We start from the raw sequence: 2,791 nt of genomic DNA, 5'->3' as shown, positions 1-2,791 counted from the left end.
CAGCGCCCGCCTGGGCGCCGCCCGGGCGCCAGGCCGGCTTCAGCTTCCCGCCGCGCGAGCCCGAGCCGGGCCACCGGGTGAGCGACGTGTCGGCGCTGTGGGGCGCCGCCGCCTCGGCGCCGGCGGGACCCTTCGCCTCGGCCCCCACCCGCCCGCCGGCCCTGGCCGAGGGCGGCTTCGCGCCAGCGCCGCGCCCCGGCGCCGCCGAGGCGGCCGCCCACACGCCCCTGCCCGACGGCGACTGGCCCCTGGGCCGCGCCATCGCCCAGCTGCAGGGCATCTACATCCTGGCCGAGAACACCCAGGGCCTGGTGATCGTGGACATGCACGCCGCGCACGAGCGCATCGTCTACGAGCGGCTCAAGCGCCAGTTGGCCGAGCGCGCGCTGGCCAGCCAGCCGCTGCTGATCCCCGCCACCTTCGCCGCCACGCCCGAGGAAACCGCCACCGCCGAAAGCCGGGCCGAGGCGCTGGCCGCGCTGGGCCTGGACGTGGCCCCGCTGTCCGCGCGCACCCTGGCGGTGCGCGCCGTGCCCACCACCCTGGCCCAGGGCGACCCGGTGGAGCTCGCGCGCAGCGTGCTGGCCGAACTGGCCCAGCACGAGGCCAGCCACGTGCTGCAGCGCGCCGAGCACGAGCTGCTGGCCACCATGGCCTGCCACGGCGCGGTGCGCGCCAACCGCCGCCTGACCCTGGACGAGATGAACGCGCTGCTGCGCCAGATGGAAGTCACCGAGCGCAGCGACCAGTGCAACCACGGCCGCCCCACCTGGCGCCAGCTCGGCCTGCGCGAACTCGACGCCCTGTTCCTGCGCGGAAGGTAGGCCCCGCCCGACCCGGCATCGACCTTGCTTGCCTGGGATTTACCCCAGCCAGATGAACTTTTGTGGCGCGCCGCGCCTCTGTTCCCCGGTCATGACCCGCCTGCTGTTGAGCCTCGCCACCGCCCTGGCCCTGTTGGCCGGCTGCGCCACGCTGGACGAGAAGCAGCGCGTCTGGATCTTCCAGCCCTCCGACCGCGCCTGGAGCGGCGGCGCCTATGCCGCCGAGTCCATGGAAGACGTCTGGATCGACTTCCATTCGGCCCAGGACAAGGAGGACGTGCGCCTGCACGGCCTGTGGGCGCCGCACGAGAACTTCGCCGCCAACCCCCAGGCCCCGGTGCTGCTGTACCTGCACGGCGCGCGCTGGAACGTCACCGGCTCGGCCTTCCGCATGCGCCGCATGGAAGAGCTGGGCTTCTCGGTGCTGGGCATCGACTACCGCGGCTTTGGCCAGAGCACCAACCGCCTGCCCTCGGAACACACCGCCTACGAGGACGCGCGCGCCGCCTGGGACTGGCTGGCCCGGCGCTACCCCGACCGGCCGCGCTACATCTTCGGCCACTCGCTGGGCGGCGCCATCGCCATCCAGCTCGCCACCCAGGTGAACGACGAGAAGGGCACGCTGGTGGAAGGCACCTTCACCTCCATCCCCGACGTGGTCAGCACCTTCAAGTGGGGTTGGCTGCCGCTCTCGCCGCTCATCACGCAGCGCTTCGACTCCCTGCAGCGCGTGCCCGACATCGGCTCGCCCCTGCTGGTGGTGCACGGCAGCGCCGACCAGCTCATCAAGCCCGAGCTCGGCCAGCGCCTGTTCGAGGCCGCCAAGGGCCCCAAGCGCTTCGTGCTGGTGGAGGGCGGCTCGCACCACAACACCAACTCGGTGGGCCAGGCGCAGTACCGCGCGGCCCTGGCCGAGCTCTTCGGCCTGGACGACAACATCCGCCTCGTCGCGCGCTGACGTGAAACACCCCCGCCGCGCTGCGCGCGCCCCCCTCAAGGGGGCGGTACCCACGGCCCGGCAGAGCCGGTTCCGTGGTACCGCTCGGTTCGACCACCTCGTGCGGCACGGGTCGCCGTAGCACCCGGGCCAGCGCGGGCATCTGCTACCCTCGATTGGATGTCCGCCCCCTCCTCCGCCATGTCGCCGGGCCTGGTCGTGCTCGTGCTCACGCTGCTGCTGGGCATCCAGCCCGTCACCACCGACCTCTACCTGCCCGCCCTGCCCACGCTCACCCAAGGCTTCGGGGCCAGCGTGGCGCAGGCCCAGTTCACCCTCACCGCGCTGCTGCTGGCCTTCGGGGTCTCGCAGCTGGTGTGGGGGCCACTGTCCGACCGCTTCGGCCGCCGCCCCATCCTGATCGGCGGCATGCTGCTGTACATGGCCGCCACCACCGGTGGGGCCTTTTCCCAGTCCATGGACCAGCTCATCGCCTGGCGCACGCTGCAGGGCGTGGCCATGGGCTCGGCCGTGATGTGCGCGCGCGCCATCGTGCGCGACCTGTACGCGCCCAGCGAGGGCGCCCGCGTGATGAGCAAAGGCCTCACCGGCCTGGGCGTGATCGCCTGCTGCAGCGCGCCCCTGGGCGGCCTGCTGTCCGACCACTACGGCTGGCGCGTGGCCCTGCTGGCGCTGTCGGTGTTCGGCGCCGGCACGCTGGCCCTGCTGGTGTGGCGCTTCCAGGAAACCGTGCCGCGCCTCAACCCCGAGGCGCTGCGCCCCGGGCCGCTGCTGCGCAACTGGGCCACCATCGCGCGCAACCCCACCTTCTGGGCCTGGACGCTGCTGGCCACCGCGTCGTACGCGGGCCTGTTCAGCTACCTCGCGTCCTCGTCCTTCGTGCTGATCGGCGTGCTGGGGCTGAGCAAGACGCAGTACGGCATCGTGATGTTCACCATGTCGCTGGTGTACATCGTGGGCACCTTCATCTGCCGCCGCCTGCTGGTGCGCCTGGGCGTGCGCCGCACGG

Annotated in this window: 3 protein-coding genes; all 3 read left to right on the top strand. The window is 72.8% G+C overall.

The features are described from left to right. A partial coding sequence (locus BGO22_RS08455; protein WP_502686444.1) for a DNA mismatch repair MutL family protein occupies positions 1-824 on the top strand: 824 nt, incomplete at its 5' end. A gap of 91 nt (positions 825-915) precedes the next feature. Continuing rightward, a complete protein-coding gene (locus tag BGO22_RS08450; RefSeq protein WP_070400633.1) occupies positions 916-1,782 on the top strand; it encodes an alpha/beta hydrolase in 867 nt (288 codons plus the stop codon). A 159-nt stretch (positions 1,783-1,941) separates the two neighbouring features. Then, the coding region (locus tag BGO22_RS08445; RefSeq protein WP_286850119.1) for an MFS transporter at positions 1,942-2,791 on the top strand (850 nt) is incomplete at its 3' end.

Source organism: Hydrogenophaga sp. 70-12 (assembly GCF_001897365.1).
Classification (GTDB): domain Bacteria; phylum Pseudomonadota; class Gammaproteobacteria; order Burkholderiales; family Burkholderiaceae_C; genus Hydrogenophaga; species Hydrogenophaga borbori.
The sequence above is the reverse complement of the archived record's forward strand: the minus strand, read 5'-3'. Positions and strand labels throughout refer to the sequence as shown.